This window comes from Pseudomonas alkylphenolica (assembly GCF_016009175.1).
Lineage (GTDB): Bacteria > Pseudomonadota > Gammaproteobacteria > Pseudomonadales > Pseudomonadaceae > Aquipseudomonas > Aquipseudomonas alkylphenolica_B.
In genome coordinates, this window is sequence record NZ_JADUCM010000008.1 from 16,461 (window position 1) to 36,207 (window position 19,747).

19 protein-coding genes are annotated in these 19,747 nt (G+C 64.6%); 12 read left to right on the top strand and 7 right to left on the bottom strand.

All coding sequences use genetic code 11. The features are described 5' to 3' along the window. Positions 1-59: 59 nt before the first annotated feature. Complete coding sequence (locus I5S59_RS09855) at positions 60-977, bottom strand: LysR family transcriptional regulator (protein ID WP_197876420.1); 918 nt, start codon at positions 975-977, stop codon at positions 60-62. Between the two features lie 117 nt (positions 978-1,094). Between I5S59_RS09855 and I5S59_RS09860 the strand changes: the two genes are divergently transcribed. The 5 genes from I5S59_RS09860 to I5S59_RS09880 all read left to right on the top strand — a co-directional run bounded on the left by I5S59_RS09860 (position 1,095) and on the right by I5S59_RS09880 (position 5,419). Continuing rightward, on the top strand, positions 1,095-1,850 hold the full coding sequence (locus I5S59_RS09860) for a 5-oxoprolinase subunit PxpA (RefSeq protein ID WP_197876421.1): 756 nt from the start codon (positions 1,095-1,097) through the stop codon (positions 1,848-1,850). A gap of 90 nt (positions 1,851-1,940) precedes the next feature. Continuing rightward, positions 1,941-2,186 (top strand): acetyl-CoA carboxylase, encoded by a 246-nt coding sequence (locus I5S59_RS09865; RefSeq protein ID WP_197876422.1) that lies wholly within the window; start codon positions 1,941-1,943, stop codon positions 2,184-2,186. 10 nt (positions 2,187-2,196) lie between these two features. Next, positions 2,197-3,579: an acetyl-CoA carboxylase biotin carboxylase subunit gene (locus tag I5S59_RS09870; protein WP_197876423.1), complete on the top strand. Its 1,383-nt coding sequence runs from the start codon at positions 2,197-2,199 to the stop codon at positions 3,577-3,579. Beyond that, positions 3,576-4,448 (top strand): 5-oxoprolinase subunit B family protein, encoded by an 873-nt coding sequence (locus I5S59_RS09875; RefSeq protein ID WP_128325657.1) that lies wholly within the window; start codon positions 3,576-3,578, stop codon positions 4,446-4,448. Before I5S59_RS09870 ends, I5S59_RS09875 begins: the two co-directional genes overlap by 4 nt. Then, positions 4,445-5,419, top strand: coding sequence for a biotin-dependent carboxyltransferase family protein (locus tag I5S59_RS09880; protein WP_197876424.1), 975 nt, complete (start codon positions 4,445-4,447; stop codon positions 5,417-5,419). The genes I5S59_RS09875 and I5S59_RS09880 overlap by 4 nt, the downstream gene beginning before the upstream one ends. A gap of 27 nt (positions 5,420-5,446) precedes the next feature. Here the strand turns inward: I5S59_RS09880 and I5S59_RS09885 are convergent, their stop codons facing one another. Then, a complete protein-coding gene (locus tag I5S59_RS09885) occupies positions 5,447-5,863 on the bottom strand; it encodes a GFA family protein (protein WP_197876425.1) in 417 nt (138 codons plus the stop codon). A gap of 52 nt (positions 5,864-5,915) precedes the next feature. Then, positions 5,916-6,245 carry a hypothetical protein gene (locus I5S59_RS09890; RefSeq protein WP_197876426.1) on the bottom strand — a complete coding sequence of 110 codons (330 nt, stop codon included), beginning with the start codon at positions 6,243-6,245 and terminating at the stop codon, positions 5,916-5,918. A gap of 181 nt (positions 6,246-6,426) precedes the next feature. Between I5S59_RS09890 and I5S59_RS09895 the strand changes: the two genes are divergently transcribed. The 5 genes from I5S59_RS09895 (at position 6,427) to I5S59_RS09915 (ending at position 13,200) form a co-directional block, all read left to right on the top strand. Further along, the gene (locus I5S59_RS09895) at positions 6,427-6,945 is read left to right on the top strand and encodes a sigma-70 family RNA polymerase sigma factor (RefSeq protein ID WP_197876427.1); all 519 of its coding nucleotides are present in this window, start codon (positions 6,427-6,429) and stop codon (positions 6,943-6,945) included. A gap of 4 nt (positions 6,946-6,949) precedes the next feature. Continuing rightward, positions 6,950-7,915 carry a FecR family protein gene (locus I5S59_RS09900; protein WP_197876428.1) on the top strand — a complete coding sequence of 322 codons (966 nt, stop codon included), beginning with the start codon at positions 6,950-6,952 and terminating at the stop codon, positions 7,913-7,915. Between the two features lie 79 nt (positions 7,916-7,994). Further along, entirely contained in the window at positions 7,995-10,508 is a 2,514-nt protein-coding gene (locus tag I5S59_RS09905) for a TonB-dependent siderophore receptor (RefSeq protein ID WP_197876429.1), read from the top strand. A gap of 143 nt (positions 10,509-10,651) precedes the next feature. Further along, entirely contained in the window at positions 10,652-12,028 is a 1,377-nt protein-coding gene (locus I5S59_RS09910) for a pyridoxal-phosphate dependent enzyme (protein WP_197876430.1), read from the top strand. After that, positions 12,025-13,200 (top strand): trans-sulfuration enzyme family protein, encoded by a 1,176-nt coding sequence (locus I5S59_RS09915; protein ID WP_197876431.1) that lies wholly within the window; start codon positions 12,025-12,027, stop codon positions 13,198-13,200. Before I5S59_RS09910 ends, I5S59_RS09915 begins: the two co-directional genes overlap by 4 nt. A 158-nt stretch (positions 13,201-13,358) precedes the next feature. Here the strand turns inward: I5S59_RS09915 and I5S59_RS09920 are convergent, their stop codons facing one another. After that, entirely contained in the window at positions 13,359-14,069 is a 711-nt protein-coding gene (locus I5S59_RS09920; protein ID WP_232239679.1) for a methyltransferase family protein, read from the bottom strand. 121 nt (positions 14,070-14,190) lie between these two features. Between I5S59_RS09920 and I5S59_RS09925 the strand changes: the two genes are divergently transcribed. Together I5S59_RS09925 and I5S59_RS09930 are read left to right on the top strand one after the other, a co-directional pair. Then, positions 14,191-14,700 (top strand): GNAT family N-acetyltransferase, encoded by a 510-nt coding sequence (locus tag I5S59_RS09925; protein WP_197876432.1) that lies wholly within the window; start codon positions 14,191-14,193, stop codon positions 14,698-14,700. A gap of 94 nt (positions 14,701-14,794) precedes the next feature. Then, complete coding sequence (locus I5S59_RS09930) at positions 14,795-15,253, top strand: YbaK/EbsC family protein (RefSeq protein ID WP_197876433.1); 459 nt, start codon at positions 14,795-14,797, stop codon at positions 15,251-15,253. 37 nt (positions 15,254-15,290) lie between these two features. Here I5S59_RS09930 and I5S59_RS09935 read toward each other — a convergent pair whose 3' ends face one another. From I5S59_RS09935 to I5S59_RS09945, 3 genes are read right to left on the bottom strand one after another with little or no spacing between them, the layout of a single operon-like run. Continuing rightward, complete coding sequence (locus tag I5S59_RS09935; RefSeq protein WP_197876434.1) at positions 15,291-17,078, bottom strand: IlvD/Edd family dehydratase; 1,788 nt, start codon at positions 17,076-17,078, stop codon at positions 15,291-15,293. A gap of 32 nt (positions 17,079-17,110) precedes the next feature. Continuing rightward, positions 17,111-18,496, bottom strand: coding sequence for an MFS transporter (locus tag I5S59_RS09940; protein WP_197876435.1), 1,386 nt, complete (start codon positions 18,494-18,496; stop codon positions 17,111-17,113). 49 nt (positions 18,497-18,545) lie between these two features. Further along, positions 18,546-19,727, bottom strand: coding sequence for a fumarylacetoacetate hydrolase family protein (locus tag I5S59_RS09945; RefSeq protein ID WP_197876436.1), 1,182 nt, complete (start codon positions 19,725-19,727; stop codon positions 18,546-18,548). Positions 19,728-19,747 lie beyond the last annotated feature (20 nt).

Consider the following 19,747-nt stretch of genomic DNA (forward strand, 5'->3'; position numbering starts at 1 on the left):
AGCAGTGACGATTGAGTATGCTGAGCTTTGTGCGCTTGTCCAATGCCTGCCCAGGTGGCTTATCGCCGCACCACCGATTGCTGCGGGGTCAGGAAGGCTTCGTGAAAGTAATCCCGAAACGCTTGCATCGCCGGTGTGAACGCACGTTCACGGTGCCAGGCCAGGCCCACGCTCATCGGCGTTACCGGGTCGCTCAGGCCAACGGTTTCGATGCGCTTGCCTTCCAGCGACCAGGGCCGGTGCACCAGGTCGGAGAGAATCGCCACGCCGCTGCCGTTGGCGACCATGCTGCGCACGGCCTCCACCGAGCTTGTGCGCACGCGTACCGAAGGTTGCTGGCCGACGTGCTCCCAGTAGCGCATGGCGCTTTGTTCGGCTTCATCGACGGTGAGCAGAATGTACGGCTCGCGCGCAACATCGGCGAGGCTCACCGCCGTGCGCTCGCACAACGGATGGTGGGCCGGCAGCCACAGCCGGCGTTCGGAATTGAACAGGGTTTCCGAGACGATGTCCGGGTGGGTGAGGTTGGCGGTGAGTACCACGGCCATGTCGTAGTGGTTGTCGAGTAAGCCCTGCTCGATGGCGCGGCGTTCCTGCTCGTGCACCTCGATGGTCACGTCCGGGTGCCAGTGGCCAAGGCGCTGCAGGTGATGCGGCAGGAAGTAGCCGATCACCGTGTAGCTGGCGGCCAGGCGCAAATGTCCGCTGGCACGGTGGTCGGGCAGGGGGCTGTTGAGCGCATCGTCGACACTGCGCTGGATCACGTAGGCGCGATTGAGAAAATGCCGGCCGGCATCCGTCAGGGTCATGCCCTGGGCCGAGCGCAGGAACAGCGCCACGCCGAGCAGTGATTCGAGCTCCTTGATCGCGGTGGTCACCGCCGACTGAGAGATGTTCAGGTGAAGGGCGGCCTGGGAAATCTGACCGATCTCGGCCGTGGCAACGAAGTAGCGGACTTGCCGCAATGTGAGGGACATGCTGCACCTAGGGGTATCTGTTTTTCAGAATACCGACCATCTGATAATAGATCTTCCCAAGGGGCAAGCAGAATTCTACTGTTCAGCCATTACGCGAATGAACGGGAGCACCCCTTGATGCACGCAGTCGATTTCAATTCGGACATGGGCGAAAGCTTCGGCCCGTGGACCATCGGTGACGGGGTGGACACCGAGCTGATGGCCTATATCAGTTCCGCCAACATCGCCACCGGCTTTCATGCCGGCGACCCCGGCACCATGCGCCGCACGCTGGAGCAGGCCAAGCGCCTGAATGTGGCGGTCGGTGCCCATCCGGGCTTTCGTGACCTGGTCGGTTTCGGCCGCCGGCACATCAATGCACCGGCCCAGGAGCTGGTCGACGACATCTTTTATCAGCTGGGCGCCCTGCGTGAACTGGCGCGGATCCAGGGTATGACGCTGCAGCACATCAAGCCGCACGGCGCGCTGTACATGCACCTGGCCCGTGACGAAGAGGCCGCGCAGCTGTTTGTTGAAACCCTGCACCGTCTCGACCCGGCCCTGTTGCTGTATTGCATGCCCAACTCGGCCACCTGGCGTGTTGCCCAGGCGCTCGGCCACCCCCCGGTGCGCGAATTCTATGCCGACCGCGCGTATGACCTGAGCGGCTCGATCGTCTTCACCCGCAATGTCCGTGCACTGGACCCCGAGCAGGTCGCCGCACGTGTGGTACGCGCCTGCCAGCAGGGCATGGTGACCACGGTGGAGGGCCAGGACCTGGCCATCGAATTCGACTCGATCTGCCTGCACAGCGACACCCCGGGGGCGCTGGCGCTGGTCCAGGCGACCCGCGCGGCGCTGGATGCCGCCGGCATCCGGGTGACCACGCCGTGAGCCATTGATACCCGGCGTGCGTGTTCAGCCCCACGCCCGCCAGTGAATTTTCACGCCTGCCTTTCTACAACTATTTCAAAAGGAACAGTCATGGCCGAGCAATCTGTCGTCACCCCACTCCCTGGGACGTTTTACCGTAAAGCCACCCCTGAATCGCCGTGCTTTGTCGAGCCCGGTGCAAGCGTCGGCCCCGACACCGTCATCGGCCTGATCGAGGTCATGAAGCAGTTCTCGGAGCTGACCGCCGGCGTCAACGGCGTCCTCGGCGCGTTTCTCGTCGAAGATGGCGACCCGGTCGAACCCGGCCAGGTCATCGCTACCGTCAACGCTGAGTAAGGGGGCTTACATGAGCCAGGCAATCACCAAACTGCTGGTGGCCAACCGCGGCGAGATCGCGGTGCGCATCATCCGTGCGGCCAAGGCGTTGGGCATACCCACTGTAGCCGCCTGCAGCGAAGCCGATGTCGACTCCATGGCCGCGCAGCTGGCCGATGAAGTCCAGGTGCTGGGCCCGGCCCGTGCCGATCGCAGCTACCTCAATACCGATGCCGTGCTGGCTGCACTTAAGGCCTGCGGCGCCAATGCCGTGCACCCGGGTTATGGCTTTCTGTCGGAGAACGCCGCTTTTGCCGAAGCGGTGGAAGCGGCGGGTGCCATCTTCGTCGGCCCCAGCGCACAGACCATCCGCCAGATGGGCGACAAGGCGGTTGCCCGCCGTACTGCCATGCAGGCCGGGGTACCGGTGGTGCCCGGTTCGGCCGATGAACTGCATGACCTGGCAAGCGCGCTGCAGGCCGCCGAACACGTCGGCTTTCCGCTGCTGATCAAGGCCAGTGCCGGCGGTGGCGGGCGAGGTATTCGCCTGGCCAATGACCTGGCCGAGTTCGAACAGGAGTTCCCCAAGGCGCAGCGCGAAGCCCAGGCAGCATTCGGCAACGGCGCGGTATACCTGGAGCGTTTCATTCGTCAGGCCCGGCATATCGAAGTGCAAGTGCTGGGTGACGGCAAGCACGCGGTGCACCTGTTCGAACGCGAATGCTCGTTGCAGCGGCGCCGGCAGAAAATTTTTGAAGAGGCGCCATCGCCGGCGCTCAGTCCGGCACAACGCCAGGCCCTGTGCAGCAGCGCCGTGCAGCTGGCCCAGGCGTTGAATTACCGGGGCGCCGGCACCCTGGAATACCTGTATGACGATGTCAGCGGCGAGTTCTTCTTTATCGAGATGAACACCCGCATCCAGGTCGAGCATCCGATCAGCGAAATGATCACCGGCATCGACCTGGTCCAGGCCATGTTGCGCATCGCTGCGGGCGAGCCGTTGGGGTTGCAGCAAAGCGATATCGTCTTGCGCGGTGCCGCCATCGAAATGCGCGTGAATGCCGAAGACCCGGCGCGGGATTTCTTCCCAAGCCCCGGCCTGGTCGACCGCCTGGTGTGGCCGCAAGGTGAGGGCGTACGGGTCGACAGCCACCTGTTCAGCGGATACAAGGTGCCGGCGTACTACGATTCGCTACTGGCGAAAATCATCGTCCATGGCAATGATCGTACCCAGGCGCTGGAGCGTGCACGCAAGGCCCTGGCCGACACTACCCTGAGCGGCATGGCGACGACCCTGGCGCTGCACGCCGAACTGCTCGAACAGCCTTGGCTGGCCGATGCCCGGTTCAATACCGGCACCCTGGAAACCTGGCTGGCCGACCCCGTTCGCCAGCGCTGTGGAGAGGCGTCATGAACCGTCCGATTCGCTACAGTTTTGGCGCCGACGAACACCTGTTCGCCGAAGTCAGCGAGAGCATGTCGCTGGAGGCGTTCTTTGTCGGCATGGCCATCACCCGTGCGCTGGAGAAGCTCGAGCTCGAAGGCGTGCTGGATATCTGCCTGGCCAACGCCTCGTTCCAGGTGCGCTTCGACCCGGAACTGATCGATCCGCAGACCCTGCTCGACGTGGTGAAAACCGTCGAGGTCAAGGCCGTTGCCGAGCGCTCGCTGCACACCCGCATCATCGAGATTCCGGTGCTGTACAACGACCCCTGGACCCATGAAACGCTGATGCGTTTCCGCGACCGTCACCAGGACCCGAGCGCCACCGACCTGGAGTACGCGGCGCGGATCAATGGCCTGGCCGACGTCGAAGCGTTCATCGCCGCGCACAGCGGTGCGCCCTGGTTCGTGTCGATGGTCGGCTTTGTCGCCGGCTTGCCGTTCATGTTCCAGATGGTCGAGCGCGAGCGCCAGTTGCAGGTACCCAAGTACCTGCGTCCGCGCACCGATACGCCAAAACTGACCCTCGGCCATGGCGGCTGCTTCGGGTGCATCTACTCGGTGCGCGGTGCCGGTGGCTACCAGATGTTCGGGGTCACCCCGGCACCGATTTATGACCCGCAGCAAACCCTGGAATACCTGAAGGCGCACATGGTGTTCTTCCGTCCGGGCGATATCGTGCAGTTCAAGCCGATTGACCGCGCGGCTTACGATCAGGCGGTAGCTGAGGTCGAAGCCGGTACGTTCGACCTGCGCATCCGTGCGGTCGAGTTTTCCCTGGATGCGTTCCTCGCCGACCCGGTCAACTACCCCAAGACGCTGCAGGAGGTGCTGGCATGATCAAAGTACTCAAGCCTGGCCTGGCCACCTCTGTGCAGGACCTTGGCCGTGAAGGCTACTACCACCTGGGCATTCCGCCGTCCGGCGCGCTGGACCAGTACGCGCTCACGGCTGCCAACCTGCTGGTCGGCAACGCCCCGGGCGCCGGGGCGCTGGAGTGCACGCTGCTGGGGCCGGAGCTGCAATTTGGCGAAGACGCCCTGGTGGCCTTCAGTGGTGCGTACATGGGGGCGCTGCTCGATGACGTGCAGGTACCCCCGGACACCGCCTTGCAAGTACGCGCCGGGCAGGTGCTGCGCCTGAGCTACCCGAAAGTGGGCGCGCGGTTGTACCTGGCCGTGGCCGGTGGCATCGATGTACCGGTGGTCCTCGGCAGCCGTTCGACCTACGCCCTGGGTGGCCTGGGCGGCTTCCACGGGCGGCGCCTGGTGGCGGGCGATGAGTTGCCGGTCGGCACCCCGAGCGGTAAAGGCAAAGTCGGTGCCAGCCTGCCGATGGCCTTGCGTCAGTCGCTGGGCGGTGAGGTTGAGTTGCGCGTGGTGCCGGGGCTTTACTACGAGCGTCTGCAACCGTCGGCGGCGGCGAGCTTCTTTGCCGAACCGTGGACAGTGGGCTCTGAGGCCGACCGCATTGGCTACCGCTTCAAGGGCGGCAGTGCGCTGAGTTTTCAGCCGCGCGAACAACCCTTCGGCGCCGGTTCCGACCCCTCGAACATCGTCGACAGCTGCTATCCCATCGGTTCCATCCAGGTACCGGCAGGGCTCGAGCCGATCATCCTGCACCGCGACGCGGTCTCCGGGGGCGGTTACGCCATGATCGGCACGGTGATCAGCGCCGACCTGGACCTGGTCGGGCAAATGCAGCCAAACCAGAAAGCGCGCTTTCGCGAAGTGTCGCTGGACGATGCCCTGGCGGCACGTCAGCAGTACAAGAAAAAGCTCAAGCGCATGGCTGAGCTGTTTGGCGCCTGACTGACTGCCTGATCGCGTTGCCGGGCATCAACCCTGCAAGGGTGTACCCGCCTCGCGCTCAGGCCAGCCGAGCCAGTCCAGCCCGGAGTGGACGTGCACATGTTTCTGCCGCTCAGGCGCAAACGGCGTGTCGAGCGTTCCCAGCGGGACACTCACCCAATCGGCAAAATCTCCTGCCGCCTTGTTCCAGAACAGGTTGGCGCCACAGCGGGAGCAAAAGCTGCGGCTGACGCCTGGCGATGACCCGAACACGCGCATCAGCGCTTCAGGGTCGCTGACCGTCAACGTATTGCCCGGCACGCTGCCATAACCGGCAAAGGCGGCCCCATGGGCCTTGCGGCACTGGCTGCAATGGCAATGGGTAACGGCCTTGATCGGCCCGTCGATGCGAAACGTGATGGCGCTGCACAGGCAGCTGCCGTGGTACACCGGTGTGCTATCCATCCGTAGACAGGCCTGGTTGAAAAGGGCTGACGATCATACACGCGCCATGCCGCTAGCGCTGGGCAACCGCATGCTGCACGCACTGTTCGTAATAGGTCTGCTTGATGGCGGCAGGCTTGAGCCGTGACTGGCTGTTGTAAGTCTGCTCGGTGATGCCCATGGCCGTCATGCGCATCCATGGTTTAGGGAACTTGCGCACCTGCAGCTTCTTGCGTGCCGAGTACAGGGTGACGCCCGACAGCTTGGATTGCTGCGCCCCTGCGGCTATATCCGACCCCCACGTGCACACATAGCGATCATTCTTGCCTAGTGCCTTGGCCTGCGCGCCGAGGGTGAAAGTGGCAAGAAAAAGCGTTGCAAGGGTCAGTCCATAAGCCCGCATAGTGTCAACCTAACTTGTTGAAAGGAAAGCGAGTTTGCCAATGAAGAAGGCGGCGAGGGGCCAGCAAATTGCCTTATTTTCAGCTGATGGTTGAGCACGTGCGGGCAGCAAAGGTTGCACACTCGTCGGGCGACTGGATACTATTCGTAACCATTCTCACTTACATATGCCGGGTGTGTTCATGTCCGCCGTCGAGCCGACTTTCCAGCGTGCGATACATGAACTCTACCGCGAGCATCACGGCTGGCTGCTCGGTTGGCTGCGGCGCAAGCTGCGCTGCCCGCAAAATGCCGCCGACACCGCGCATGACACCTTCGTGCGGATTCTTGGCTCGCGTGATTCGCTGCTCGGCATCCGCGAACCGCGGGCCTTTCTCAGCACCACCGCACGCCGGCTGATCATCGACAAGGCCCGCCGCCAGCACATCGAGGACGCCTACCTGCGCGAACTGGCGCTGACGGTCGATGTGCTGGAGGGGCACCAGTCGCCGGAACAGATCCTTGCCACCCTTGAGGCCCTGGAGCAGATTGCCTTCGTGCTTGAGGGCCTCAGCGACAAGGTGCGTCAGGCCTTCGTGGACTATTACCTCGATGAACTGACCCAGGTGCAGATCGCCCGGCGCCTGGACGTGTCCGAGCGGATGGTGCGCAAGTACCTGTTGCAGGCGCTGATGCACTGCAACCAGGCGCTGGAAGTGTGAGGCGATGAAGCGCGACGACAGCATCGAAGCCCAGGCAGCCGAATGGGTGCTGCGCCTGAGCGAGGGTGACTTGAGCGTGCAGGAACGCCAGGCGTTCGAGCGCTGGCGCCAACAGGACAATCGACATCAGGCCACCTACGAGCGCATCAGTGGCGTGGTTGCGCAACTGCACCGCCTGCGTGCGCAGCGGGCACCGGTACGTGCCGCCTTGCAGGTACCGGCCAAGCGCGCGCTCAAGGCCCGTCACCTGCTCGCGATTGGCGTGCTGCTGGCCAACCTGGGCGTGGTGTTGAGCCTGAGTGGCTACCGCGTCGACGACTGGTTCGCCGACCTGCACACCGCGCCCGGGCAATGGCAGACACAAACACTGGAAGACGGTTCGCGGATTACCTTGTACGGCAACAGTGCCCTAGACCTGAAGTTCGATCCCGCCCAGCGGCGCCTGGAACTGCGCCGCGGCCAGGTGCTGGTGGATGTCGCGCACGATGCCGCGCGGCCGTTCGTGGTGGTCACCGCAGACGGCAGCTTCAAGGCCCTCGGTACCCGTTTTGTGGTCAGCCAGGGGGCAGGGCAGAGCGAGCTGAGCATGCTGCAGTCCACGGTTGCGGTGCAAAGTGCCGACCGCAGCCAGTCGCTGGAGGTGCAACGCGGGGGTCGTGCCTGGGCGCGCCACGACGCAGTGGGGCGCCTGCCCGATATCGATCCGGCCAGCCTCGAGCAGGCCTGGCAACGCCACCAACTGGTGGTCGATAACGTGCCGCTGGCGCAGGTGCTGGAAACCCTGGGGCGTCAGCGCCGTGGCCACTTGCAGTTCGACGCCGCTGCGCTGGCCGACCTCAGGGTCTCTGCCGTGCTGCCCCTGGACGACACCGACCGCGCCTTGCACCTGCTGGCCCAGGCGCTGCCGATCCGTTTGCAGCAGTACACGCCGCTGTGGATTCGCATCGAAGCAGAAAAAACTGAAAAATAATCATTCCCACTGGTTCCGCATTGTCAGCGTGGCCCGTCAAGCAAAGGGCCAACATGATTATTACAGGAGCCGTTTCCCCATGCGTCGATTTGCTGACTCGCAGGCCTTGAGTCCCATTGCGCTGTGCATCCACCTGGCGTGTGCCGGTGTTGCCGTAGCGCTGCCGCAACTGGCCTTCGCCCAGTCCCAGCAGCATTACGACATTGCTCCCGGGCCGCTCAGCAGCACCCTCAACCGCTTTGCCCAGCAGGCGGGTGTCGCCCTGGTGCTGCAGGCGGATGAGCTGGAAGGCCGCACCAGCCAGGGCCTGAGCGGCACCTACACGGTGGAAGCCGGATTTGCCGCCTTGCTCGAAGGCAGTGGCTATCGCATCAGCCAGAGTGACAACGGCTTTGTGCTGCTGCCGGTGGTCGACACGCACGCCGGGCAAACCCTGGAACTGGGTGTTACCACGGTTGCCGGTCAAGGCATGGGCGAGAGCACCGAGAACACCGGCAGCTATGCGCCGGGCCTGATCAGCGTTGGCTCGAAGTCGCCGACCAGCCTGCGTGAAACGCCGCAGTCGGTGTCGGTGATTACCCGCCAGTTGATCGAGGACCAGCAGTTGACCGACATCAACGAGGCGATGAGGGCGACGCCCGGGGTGATCACCCAGAGCACCACCTTCCGTATCCAGGATTTCATCTCGCGCGGCTTTTCCATCCAGAACCTGCAAATCGACGGCGCCGCCCCCCAGGCGCTGGGCACCGCGATGGGGTCGTTCTATTCGTCGAACATTTTTGACCTTGCCGAGTTCGACCACGTTGAAGTGTTGCGTGGCGCTGGCGCGCTGTTCGGCGGTTCGGGCGATCCGGGTGGCATCATCAACCTGGTGCGCAAACGGCCGATGGCCTACAACCAGCTGAAACTGAGCCTGAGCGCCGGCAGCTGGGACAACTACCGCCAGGAGCTGGACATCACCGGCCCGATGGGCTGGGATGGCCGCCTGCGCGGGCGCCTGGTGGTGGCCAACACCGACCGCCAGTATTTCATCGACAAGCGCAGCACCGAAAAGCCGCTGGTCTACGGGGTGATGGAAGCCGACGTGACCGACAATGACATGCTGACCTTCGGCGTGCGTTACAACAAATCCCACGAAAACGGCACCCAAGCATCAGTGCCACGCTACAGCAACGGCGTTGACCTGGGCTTGCCGCGGCACACCGGCCTGACTCAGAACTGGGCGTTTGCCGACACCACGGCCCGCGAGTACTTCGCCAAGTACGACCACCGTTTCAATGACGACTGGAAGCTCAACCTGTCGTACACCAACATCTGGGACGTGTCCTGGTTCAAGACCGCCAGTACGCTAAACGCGGTTAATCCCAACACCGGAACCGGCGTGACCTGGTACGGCACCCAGAGCCGCCAGGAAAACGAGCAGCACCTCTACGACATCAACCTGGCCGGTGACTTCCAGGCTTTTGGCCTTGATCACCAGCTGGTGGTGGGTGCGGACTATCAACGGATCGACAGCCGCTGGCTGGGTACCGCACCGCATCCGGGCTTCGGTGGCCCGGTGAACGTCTTCGACCCCGACGCCTCACCGTGGGACGAGCCGGCCAACCACACCGACTACAGCCGTGACTACAACCCCAATGCACAGCGTCAGTACGGCGTGTACTCCAGCCTGCGCCTGCAACTGGCCGAGCCCTTGCACCTGATCCTCGGCGCGCGGGCGCAGCGTTACCACTTCAACCAGACCTACCAGACCCGCAGCGGCACGCAGTGGAGCACGGTTTCCGACATCGACCAGCGCATCGGCACCAAGGTCACGCCCTTTGGCGGCATCGTCTACGACCTCAGTGACGAGTGGTCGGCCTATGCCAGCTATTCCGAGATCTATAAACCCCAGGCCAACAAACTCTCCGGCCCGCAGCCCGGCAGCCCGATCGAGCCGATGACCGGCAAGACTTACGAGACCGGCCTGAAGGGTGAACTGTTCGATGGCGCGCTGAACACCAGCATCGCCCTGTACTACACCACGCGGGAAGACGAAGCGGTCATCGATCCGGCCTATGCGGGCACCAGCAGCCTGTTTGCCGGTAGCTGCTGTTACCTGAGCAACGGCAAGGTGGTGAGCAAGGGCGTCGACATCGAAGCCTCGGGTGAACTGTTGCCGGACTGGACCCTGATCGGCGGCTACACCTTCAACCTCAACCGCAACCGCAGCGCCGATGCACCGTTGAGCACCGTCACGCCCAAACACCTGTTCAAGCTCTACACCACCTATCGCCTGCCGGGCGCGTTCCAGGACTTCAAGGTCGGCGGCGGCGTACAGGTGCAGAGCGCGACCTACGTATCGGGCACCACCACGCGCTTCAACCCCGATGGCAGCGTGGCGCAGAGCAATGTGCCGTTCGACTTCAGCCAGGGCGGCTACGCGACCTGGAACGCCTTGGTCGACTACAAGGTCGATGAGCACTGGGACCTGACCCTCAACGGCAACAACCTGTTCGACAAAAAGTATTACCAGACCGTCGGCACCTCGACCTATGGCAATTACTACGGTGACCCGCGCAATTTCATGCTGACCCTGCGCGGCACCTACTGACCGGGTGAGCTGACCGGCTGGCCGCGAGCGGTTGCGGCAGGTGCCAAGCGGGCCTATGGTCCTAGCGAGGCACTGCTTGGGACAGGCAGGCTGTTGTTGTGAGGCTGCCCGTCCCGCGACCGTTCACGTTGCGAGGTGACACCGTGGCCATCGACTCCCGCCCGGCCGTGCTCGAACTGATCGGCAACACGCCCATGGTGCGTGTCAGCCGTTTCGACACGGGCTTGTGTACGCTGTTTCTCAAGCTCGAATCGCAGAACCCCGGTGGTTCGATCAAAGACCGCATTGGCCTGGCCATGATCGATGCCGCCGAACGCGATGGCCGCCTGGTCGCGGGTGGCACCATCGTTGAAGCCACGGCGGGCAACACCGGTCTGGGCCTGGCGCTGGTCGGCCGGGCCAAGGGCTATCGGGTGGTGCTGGTGGTGCCCGACAAGATGTCTACGGAAAAGGTGCTGCACCTCAAGGCAATGGGCGCTGAAGTGCACATCACCCGTTCCGACGTCGGCAAAGGCCACCCCGCGTATTACCAGGATGTGGCGGCGCGCCTGGCGCAGGACATCCCCGGGGCGTTTTTCGCCGATCAGTTCAACAACCCCGCCAACCCCCTGGCCCATGAATGCAGCACCGCCCCCGAGATCTGGGCGCAAATGCACCATGATGTCGATGCCATCGTCGTCGGCGTCGGCTCGGCCGGTACCCTGACCGGGCTGACCCGTTTCTTCCGCCGTGTCCAGCCGGAGCTGGCCATGGTGCTCGCCGACCCGGTCGGTTCGGTGGTCGCCGAGTTCAGCCGCAGCGGTGCCCTGGGCACACCGGGGGCGTGGGCGGTGGAGGGGATCGGCGAGGACTTCATTCCCTCGATTGCCGACCTGTCCAGCGTGCGCCAGGCCTATTCGGTCAGCGATGAAGACAGCTTCGACCATGCGCGCCAGTTGCTGCGTGCCGAAGGCATTCTCGGCGGCTCCTCGACCGGGACCCTGCTGGCAGCGGCCCTGCGCTATTGTCGCGAGCAGACCACGCCCAAGCGGGTGGTGAGCTTTGTCTGCGACACCGGTACCCGCTACCTGTCGAAGGTCTACAACGACCAGTGGATGACCGACCAGGGCCTGCTGCAGTTCAAGCACTATGGCGATCTGCGCGACCTTATCGCCCGGCGCTTCGAAGATGGCCGGGTGATCAGCGTCGGCCCCGACGATACCTTGCTTACGGCGTTCCAGCGCATGCGCCTGGCGGACGTTTCGCAGTTGCCGGTGCTCGAAGACGGCCAGCGCCTGGTCGGGGTGATCGATGAGTCCGACATTCTGCTGGGCATGCACGCCGACCCGACGCACTTTCGCCTGCCGGTCTCCAGCGCCATGACCGACACGCTGCAAACCCTGCCGCCGGGTGCCAGCCTGACTACACTGCAAGCGGAACTCGACCGTGGACTGGTGGCGATCATCGCCGATGACTCGGGCTTCTATGGCCTGATCACCCGTGTCGACATGCTCAACCACCTGCGCAGGTCCTTGCCATGAGCCAGCACGACGACACTACCGCACCACGCGGTTTCGCCACCCGGGTGATTCACGCCGGGCAAAGCCCGGATCCGTCCACTGGCGCCCTGATGCCACCGATCTATGCCAACTCGACCTACCTGCAACAGAGCCCCGGAGTGCACAAGGGCCTGGACTACGGCCGTTCGCACAACCCGACGCGCTGGGCCCTGGAGCGCTGTGTCGCGGACCTTGAGGGCGGCACCCAGGCCTTTGCCTTCGCCTCGGGGCTGGCGACCATCGCCAACGTGCTTGAACTGCTCGACGCCGGGGCGCATATCGTCTCCGGCAACGACCTGTACGGCGGCACCTTCCGCCTGTTCGAGCGGGTGCGCCGGCGCAGTGCCGGGCATCGCTTCAGCTTCGTCGACCTGACCGACCTTGCGGCTTTTGAAGCCAGCCTGCAGGCAGACACGCGCATGGTCTGGGTCGAGACGCCGAGCAACCCGTTGCTGAGCCTCACTGACCTGGTGGCCGTTGCGGACATCTGCCGCCAGCGCGGCATTCTGTGCGTCGCTGACAATACGTTTGCAAGCCCCTGGGTGCAGCGTCCGCTGGAGCTGGGTTTCGACATCGTCGTGCATTCGACCACCAAGTACCTGAACGGCCACTCGGATGTGATTGGCGGGATAGCCGTTGTGGCGAATGCCGAGCTGGCCGAGCGCCTGGGCTTTCTGCAGAACGCGGTGGGTGCCATCGCCGGACCGTTCGATGCCTTTCTGACCCTGCGCGGGGTAAAAACCCTGGCCCTGCGCATGGAGCGCCACTGCAGCAATGCCCTGGAGCTGGCGCACTGGCTGGAGCTGCAACCGCAGGTGGCGCGGGTGTATTACCCGGGTCTGGTGTCACACCCGCAACACGGTTTGGCGCGGCGGCAGATGCGGGGTTTTGGCGGGATGATCTCGCTGGACCTCAACAGCGACCTGGCCGGCGCCCGGCGCTTTCTTGAAAGCGTACAGATTTTTGCCTTGGCCGAAAGCCTGGGCGGGGTGGAAAGCCTTATCGAGCACCCGGCGATCATGACCCACGCCAGCATTCCCCCACAGACCCGCGCGCAGCTGGGTATTGGCGATGCGCTGATACGCCTGTCGGTGGGTGTGGAAGACGTCGAGGACCTGCGTGCAGACCTGGCCCAGGCCTTGGCGCGCATCTGAACGCTGGCGACCGCTACGCGCTCGATCGCCGGCTTCGCCAGCTCCCACAAAAGCCAAGGCCTACCAGGAGCCACTGTGGGAGCCGGCAGCGCCGGCGATGGGCTGCGCGGCAGCCCCGGGTTGGATCCGCTCCTCTCGGGGGAGGGGGCGACCAGTGATCACCACACACCGGGGACCAGCCTGAAGCGAACGCGGCGGGCGTACTCACCGTAACCTGCCAGCTCGGCCTGCAGCAGGCGGTCTTCCCAGCGGGTGCGCAGCACCAGCAGGGCCGCTGCCAGCAGCGCCGGCAGCAGCGCCCAGAACGAGCCCAACGCCAGCGCCATGCCAAAAAACAGCCACAGCGCAGCGACATAACCGGGATGCCGGACGAAGCGGTACGGGCCGTTGTCGATGACCCGCTGATGACGCTCGGCCTGAATGCGTACGCCGGGCTCGAAAAACGGATTGACCGCCTGCGCCCAGGTGGCCAGGGCAATCCCGGCGAGCATCGCGCCATAGCCCAGCAGCACCAGCCAGCCCGGCACTGCCGTGGGGTGAAAGCGTCCGGCATCCAGGGTCGCCACGGGCAGCACGGCGACCATGATCGGCAGCATCAGGGCCAGCAAGACTTTATCCCAGCCTTTGGTGCCCGCCTGAACGCGACTGCGGGCGCGGTAGATCACCGGGTTGAAGCGTGCGAGCAACCCCGCGCTGACGGCAAAGGCTGCGATGAATACGCCGATGAACACCCAGCCCGGCCGCCAGGCGAGACTGCCAGCGGGCAGGAAGATCAGCACCAGCAAGGTCAGTGGCAAGCCGATTGCGTAGGCAATGGCCGTGCCGCGTGACATCGGTGCCGGGTCACGTGCGGGTTCGCTCTGGATCATCGGGCCACCTCCAACCGGCAACCTGTCGCCGCACAGGGATGTGTCGCTGGTATTCGCCGTGGGTTTTGTAAACAATAGCGCCCGCCAAAAATGGCGCTATCCGTTATTGACCGAGACGTACATGCCTTCGACCTCCGTTTCCATCGAATTGCTGCAAACCGGCCCTGACCAGGCCGAGCTGATTCGCAACCTCTACCAGTTCTACGCCTATGAATCATCGGACTGGGAGCAGGAAGACGTGGAAGTCAACGGCCGCTTCTACATTCATGAAGAGCACCTGACGCGCTATTGGCAGTCACCGGAGTGGAGCGCCAACCTGATTCTGGTCGACGGCTTCATCGCCGGCTTCTACCTGGTTGAACGCAGTGAATTGCCGGGGCTGGATGCACTGGAACTGGCCGACCTGTTCATTCTCAAGCGCTATCGGCGCAAGGGCATTGGCCGCGCCGTGGCCAGTCAGGTGCTGACGGCGACACAGAACGACTGGCTGGTGCGCTTTTATGACCAGGACGAAGCCGCGCAGGCGTTCTGGCGTACTGTGTTCGATCAACTGCCGCGCCCCGTGCGCATGATCGAGCTCAACGATGAGCCGGAGCTGTCGAACTACCTGGTGACCCGCGCCCTGCATTGATCGGCGCCGACGTGCTTGCCAACGCTGACCCGCTCATGTTCCATTGCGCTGTTGTGCCGCTGCACAACGCCTGTTCACAAGGAGCCGATCGAGCATGAGCTTGCAGTCAGTCAGAACGTTTTTCTCCCACCACGCCCCGGATATCCAGGTGCTCGAACTCGGTGCCAGCACGGCCACGGTGGCGCTGGCGGCCGAGGTGCTGGGGGTTGAGCCCGGGCAGATCGCCAAGACCCTGTCGCTGCGTGTCGGCGAAGAGGTGATTTTGCTGGTTACCCGTGGCGATGCCCGCCTGGACAACCGCAAGTACAAACAGCACTTCGGCGTGAAGGCGCGCATGCTCGATGCCGCGCACGTCGAAGAAGCGACCGGCCATCCGGTCGGAGGCGTGTGCCCGTTTGGCCTGCCGCGTCCGCTTCAGGTGTTCTGCGATGTCTCGCTGAAGGACTTTTCCATCGTCTTCCCGGCAGGCGGCGCGCCTAACGCCGCCGTGCGCATCGAGCCCGAGCACATGGCCAACCTGGTCAGCGCGCAGTGGGTGGACGTCGCCCAGTAACGACCGCGGGCGCGGTCGTTTTCAGGCCGGGCACTTGTCAGTGTGAGTGACGCGGCATGCCGCCTTCACGGGCAATGACGTTGAGGTGCAGGGTGGCAGGCTCCAGGCAGCCACCGGTCGAGAGCTGGCCGACCAGCTGGCGGTAAAGTTCCTGCCAAGGGGTTTGCGACGGCTTGATGTTCGGCTGCCAGGCCGCGCGACGCCGGGCCAGTTCCTGCTCATCGACCAGCACGTCGACACGGCGGTTGTTGAGGTCGACGCGCAGCCGGTCATTGGTTTGCAGCAGGGCCAGGCCACCGCCGACCGCCGCTTCCGGCGACATGTTGAGAATCGACGGGCTGGCCGAGGTGCCGCGCTGACGGCCATCGCCCAGGCACGGCAACGAGTCGATGCCTTTCTTGATCAGCGCGGCAGGCGGCGCCATGTTCACCACTTCGGCGCTGCCCGGGTAGCCGACGGTGCCCGCACCGCGGATCACCAGAATGCAACGCTCGTCGATGTCCAGCGCCGGGTCGTCGATGCGCGCGTGGTAGTCCTCCGGCCCTTCGAAGACAATGGCCCGCGCCTCGAAACTGTTTTCTGCCCCGGGTTCGGAGAGGTAGGTCTTGCGGAAGGCATCACCGACCACCGACATCTTCATGATGGCGCTGTCGAAGAAGTTGCCGCTGAGCACGATGAAGCCTGCGCCGTGCTTGAGCGGCGCCTCGTACGGCAGGATCACGTCGGCGTTGCTGGTGACGGTGTCGTGCACCACTTCGCCGATGGTTCTGCCGCTGACGGTCGCGCAGTGCTCATGCAGGCGCCCGGCCTTGAGCAGTTCGTGCATCACGGCCGGTACACCGCCGGCACGGTGGAAGCCTTCGCCGAGGTACTTGCCCGCCGGCATGCAGTTGACCAGCAACGGCACGCTTTCGCCAACCCGTTGCCAATCGTCCAGCGACAGGTCGATGCCCATGTGCCGGGCGATGGCGATCAGGTGCGGCGGGCAGTTGCTCGATGCGCCCAGGGCCGACGCCACGGCAATGGCGTTCTCGAAGCTGTCGCGGGTCATGATGTGCGAAGGGCGTACATCCTGCATGACCAGCTCGCAGATGCGCCGGCCGGTGGCATAGGCCATCTGCCCGCGTTCGCGATAGGGCGCCGGGATGCTTGCGCAGCCAGGCAGCGACATGCCCAGCGCTTCGGCCAGTGCGTTCATCGACAGTGCGGTGCCCATGGTGTTGCAGTGGCCCACCGACGGCGACGCGGCGGTGGTCATCTCCATGAAGCCTTCATAGTTGATCTCGCCGGCAGCGAGCAGGTTGCGCGCATGCCAGAGCACGGTGCCCGAACCGATCAGCTGGCCTTTGTGATGGCCGTCGAGCATCGGTCCGCCCGACAGTACGATGGCCGGCAGGTCGGTGGTGGCGGCGGCCATCAGGCACGCCGGGGTGGTCTTGTCGCAGCCGGTGGTCAGCACCACGCCGTCCAGCGGATAGCCATGCAGAATCTCCACCAGGCCCAGGTAGGCCAGGTTGCGGTCCAGCGCGGCGGGGGGGCGACGGCTCTGTTCGGCGATCGGGTGGACCGGGAACTCCATGGGAATGCCGCCGGCGTCGCGAATCCCGGCCTTGACCCGCTGGGCCAGCTCCAGGTGATGACGGTTGCAGGGCGTGAGGTCGCTGCCGGTCTGGGCGATGCCGATGATCGGCCGGCCCGATTGCAGCTCGTCGCGGGTCAGGCCGTAGTTCATGTAGCGCTCGACATACAGCGCGGTCATGTCGGCATGGCTCGGGTCGTCAAACCATTGCTGGCTGCGCAGGGTGCGTTTCGGCGTCAGGCTCATGACAAATCTCTCTTATCGTTAAAGGGGCAGTATCAACGTTGCCAGGCCGGGGCGCTGGCACAATCTTCACGGGCGCCACTGCCGACGGCATCGGCCAGGTCGGTCAGGTCGCGGCCACGGGTTTCGGTCGACAGCAGAGTGCCGAGCAGGGTCAGGCAGGCCAGCACCAGGGTATACAGCGCCAGCACCCAGTAGGCGCCACCGGCCAGGCCAACAAGGAAAATGCCGAGTATCGGTGCCAGGCCGCCGGAGAGCATGGCGCCGATTTCGCGGGCCAGGGCAACTCCGGAGTAGCGGTAGCGGTTGCCGAACAGTTCGGTGAAGTGCGCACATTGGGCGCCGAGCATGCTGTTGGCGCCGAGGGCGAAACCGCCGACTACGGCAATGCATACCAGCAGCGGTTCACCGCTGTCGATCATCCACCACGACGGGAACGCCCACAGCGCACAGAACAGCGCGCCACCGCGGTACACCGCCAGGCGCCCGAAGCGGTCGGACAGCGCGCCGAACAGCGGCGTGGTCAACACGCTGAGGACGCTGGCGGCCAACACCGCATTGGTGCCGATGCTGATGAGGTTGCCACTACCGTCGGCCAGGTGACGGCTGGCGAAACCGGTCAAGAAGGCAATGGACACGGTGGCATACAGGGTCGAGCAGCCGGTCTCGGCCATGCGCATCAGGGTGGTGGCGAGCAGCGGGCGACGGGCATTGCGCAGCACCGTGCGCATAGGCGATTCGATCACGTGCTGTTGCTGGCTGAGCTGCTGGAATACCGGGCTCTCCTTGAGCTTGAGGCGAATCCAGATGGCCATGAAGATCAACACCACGCTGGCCAGGAAGGGCAGGCGCCAGCCCCAGTCGAGCAGTTGCTCACGGGTGAGCGAGGCGTCCAGCAGGCGGAAGGTGATAGTCGCCAGGGCCAGGCCGCTGAACACCCCGATAAAGGGCAGGGCGGCATAAAAGCCTCGGCGCTGGGGCGGCGCCAGTTCGGCCATCAGGGGGGCGGCCCCGGTTTGCTCGGCGCCGGCGCCGCAACCCTGCAGCAGGCGCAACAGCACCAGCAAGACGGCGCCCACCGGGCCGGTTGGCAGCAGGCCGATCAGGGTGGTGGCGGTGCCCATCAGGGCGATGGTCAGCAGCAGTACCAGCTTGCGTCCTTTGCGGTCGCCCAGCGAGCCGAAGAACAGCCCGCCGAACGGCCGTGCCAGAAAGCCTGCGCCATAGGTGGCGAAGCTGGCCAGCAGCGCGCCGGTGGTGCCCAGTGAGGGGAAGAAAATGTGGCCGAAGACCAGTGCCGAGGCCAGGCCATAGATGGCGAAATCGTAGTACTCAAGGGCACTGCCAATGGCGCCGGTGTAGATCGCCCGGCGCAGCTGGCGCGGGTCGGGCGTGGGGGAGACCTTAGCCTCGGTAGTCATATCATGCCTCGCTTTTATTGTTATGGGAGGTGCCGCGCGGTGCAGGTGTTCAGCGTTGCAGCAGCCCTCGCTCGGCGAGGTTGCGCATCAGCGCGCCGACCCCGAAGGTCCAGGGACTGGCCTGGTCGCTGCCGGTGACCTGATTGTGCAGGCTGCCCAGCAACGGGCTGCTGATGCTCACCTGGTCGCCGGCCTTGTGGGTGAAGCCGGCGCCGGCATGGTCGCGGTCTTCAGTGGGTGCGAACAGGGTGCCGAGGAACAGCAGAAAGCCGTCAGGGTACTGGTGGTTGGCGTTGAGGGTTTGCGCGGCCAGGTCTTGCGGGTCGCGGCTGATCTGGTTCATCGAACTGGTGCCGGCCAGGACAAAACCGTCGGCGCCTTGCACCTTGAGGTCCACCACGCATTGACGCACGGCGTCGAGGTCAAAGTGTTCGTCGAACAGGCGGATGAACGGGCCGATGGCGCACGAGGCATTGTTGTCTTTGGCCTTGCTCAACAGCAAGGCGCTGCGGCCCTCGAAGTCGCGCAGGTTGACGTCGTTGCCCAGGGTCGCGCCGTGAATGCGGCCACGGCTGTCGACCGCCAGCACCACTTCCGGCTCGGGATTGTTCCACTGCGATTCCGGGTGCACACCGATCAGGCTGCCGCTGCCGACGGCGGACAGCACCGGCGCTTTGGTGAACACCTCGGCGTCGGGGCCGATGCCCACTTCCAGGTACTGCGACCACATGCCTTGTTCGATCAGCAAGGCCTTGAGCGCCATGGCCTTGTCCGAGCCAGGCGTGATGTTGCGCAGGTTGTTGCCGATCACCGCCTGCACGGTGGCACGCACGGCTTCTGCCTTGGCGGCATCGCCACCGGCCTGCTCCTCGATCACCCGTTCGATCATGCTCGCGGCAAAGGTCACGCCGGCGGCCTTGATCACTTGCAGGTCCAGCGGTGCCAACAGGTGGGGGCGGGCGGGGTCGGCATGGGCGCCGGTGTTGGCCAGCAGGGACTCGACGCTGCAAACGAACGTGCCGGGCGTACTGCGCAGCGCCTGCAGCGGTGCTTCTTGCTCAAGCAGCTCGCTGAGGGTGGCGAAGCGCGCCGACAGGTCGAACACACCGTCAGTGCGCAGGACGATCGGCGAGGGGCCGGCAACCGTGCCGGGAATCCAGGCGCGGCCGATCAGCGTACCGGCAAGGCCATCGTCAGGCAGGGTATTGGCGGGGGTCAGGGTTAGCGGCATGGCAAGCACTCTCGGTTCGA

What these genes read in the sequence shown, in the direction of transcription:
- I5S59_RS09855 (WP_197876420.1), bottom strand. Translation starts at nt 977, where the DNA reads ATGTCCCTCACATTGCGGCAAGTCCGCTACTTCGTTGCCACGGCCGAG.
- I5S59_RS09895 (WP_197876427.1), top strand. Translation starts at nt 6,427, where the DNA reads ATGTCCGCCGTCGAGCCGACTTTCCAGCGTGCGATACATGAACTCTAC.
- I5S59_RS09890 (WP_197876426.1), bottom strand. Translation starts at nt 6,245, where the DNA reads ATGCGGGCTTATGGACTGACCCTTGCAACGCTTTTTCTTGCCACTTTC.
- I5S59_RS09920 (WP_232239679.1), bottom strand. Translation starts at nt 14,069, where the DNA reads ATGATCCAGAGCGAACCCGCACGTGACCCGGCACCGATGTCACGCGGC.
- I5S59_RS09880 (WP_197876424.1), top strand. Translation starts at nt 4,445, where the DNA reads ATGATCAAAGTACTCAAGCCTGGCCTGGCCACCTCTGTGCAGGACCTT.
- I5S59_RS09865 (WP_197876422.1), top strand. Translation starts at nt 1,941, where the DNA reads ATGGCCGAGCAATCTGTCGTCACCCCACTCCCTGGGACGTTTTACCGT.
- I5S59_RS09915 (WP_197876431.1), top strand. Translation starts at nt 12,025, where the DNA reads ATGAGCCAGCACGACGACACTACCGCACCACGCGGTTTCGCCACCCGG.
- I5S59_RS09860 (WP_197876421.1), top strand. Translation starts at nt 1,095, where the DNA reads ATGCACGCAGTCGATTTCAATTCGGACATGGGCGAAAGCTTCGGCCCG.
- I5S59_RS09930 (WP_197876433.1), top strand. Translation starts at nt 14,795, where the DNA reads ATGAGCTTGCAGTCAGTCAGAACGTTTTTCTCCCACCACGCCCCGGAT.
- I5S59_RS09875 (WP_128325657.1), top strand. Translation starts at nt 3,576, where the DNA reads ATGAACCGTCCGATTCGCTACAGTTTTGGCGCCGACGAACACCTGTTC.
- I5S59_RS09925 (WP_197876432.1), top strand. Translation starts at nt 14,191, where the DNA reads ATGCCTTCGACCTCCGTTTCCATCGAATTGCTGCAAACCGGCCCTGAC.
- I5S59_RS09935 (WP_197876434.1), bottom strand. Translation starts at nt 17,078, where the DNA reads ATGAGCCTGACGCCGAAACGCACCCTGCGCAGCCAGCAATGGTTTGAC.
- I5S59_RS09905 (WP_197876429.1), top strand. Translation starts at nt 7,995, where the DNA reads ATGCGTCGATTTGCTGACTCGCAGGCCTTGAGTCCCATTGCGCTGTGC.
- I5S59_RS09885 (WP_197876425.1), bottom strand. Translation starts at nt 5,863, where the DNA reads ATGGATAGCACACCGGTGTACCACGGCAGCTGCCTGTGCAGCGCCATC.
- I5S59_RS09945 (WP_197876436.1), bottom strand. Translation starts at nt 19,727, where the DNA reads ATGCCGCTAACCCTGACCCCCGCCAATACCCTGCCTGACGATGGCCTT.
- I5S59_RS09900 (WP_197876428.1), top strand. Translation starts at nt 6,950, where the DNA reads ATGAAGCGCGACGACAGCATCGAAGCCCAGGCAGCCGAATGGGTGCTG.
- I5S59_RS09870 (WP_197876423.1), top strand. Translation starts at nt 2,197, where the DNA reads ATGAGCCAGGCAATCACCAAACTGCTGGTGGCCAACCGCGGCGAGATC.
- I5S59_RS09940 (WP_197876435.1), bottom strand. Translation starts at nt 18,496, where the DNA reads ATGACTACCGAGGCTAAGGTCTCCCCCACGCCCGACCCGCGCCAGCTG.